Source organism: Pseudomonas sp. HD6422, from assembly GCF_025377065.1.
Classification (GTDB): Bacteria; Pseudomonadota; Gammaproteobacteria; order Pseudomonadales; family Pseudomonadaceae; genus Aquipseudomonas; species Aquipseudomonas putida_U.
Genome location: NZ_JAHWIW010000093.1, coordinates 1 through 727, shown reverse-complemented (window position 1 = coordinate 727; position 727 = coordinate 1). Strand labels below are relative to the sequence as shown.

At 58.2% G+C, this 727-nt stretch carries 1 pseudogene; it reads right to left on the bottom strand.

Annotated elements, in window-relative coordinates:
• Window positions 1-630, bottom strand: a pseudogene (locus KY379_RS27195) (IS5 family transposase); the annotation flags it as partial.
• Window positions 631-727: the final 97 nt, after the last annotated feature.

Genomic DNA, 727 nt, shown 5'->3' with positions numbered 1-727 from the left:
CAGGCTGCATCCGATATTGATCGCAGTAGCGGCGTAAAGCTTCGGCATCGTATCCCTTGTCGGCCAGCAACCATTTACAGCGTTTACGCGGACGACCACGTTGGCTTGAGGGGATACTGACGCCGTCCAGCAGAGGCTGGGCGTAGCTGATGTCACTGGCTTGACCGCCAGAGAGAAGGAAGCGCAACGGTGTCCCGTTGGCGTCGCAGAGCATGTGGATCTTGGTTGTCAGGCCGCCGCGACTGCGGCCTAGAGCGTGATCGGCAGGCTCGTCAGGCCCCCTTTTTTCCGAGCGCCAGATGAGGCTCGGGTTGCGCGAACTGCGGTTGAGTCGATCATCCAGGTTTGCAGATCGATCAAGCCTTGCTCATTCAACCTCAGATGCAGACGTTTGAGCATCTGATCGAATGTGCCCTGATTTCGCCAACCCCGAAATCGTTGATACACCGTTGACCACGGGCCAAAGCGCTCCGGCATATCTCGCCACGCAGCACCCGAACAGAGCACCCAGAGCACGCCATCGAGCATCAGTCGATCGCTAAGACGTGGGCGCCCTCGGCCATGGGTTTCTATGAAGAGATCGGAGACCAAACCCCAGGCCTCGTCCGAGAGTTCGTAACGCTTTGCCATCACAGAATTCCTTTCCGTCGATGGCGGGGGACTCTACAAAATCTCAGCGCTCAAGGCGCGGCGATTGGGTTTCTCGGGATTTCGTACAGAGCCTAGG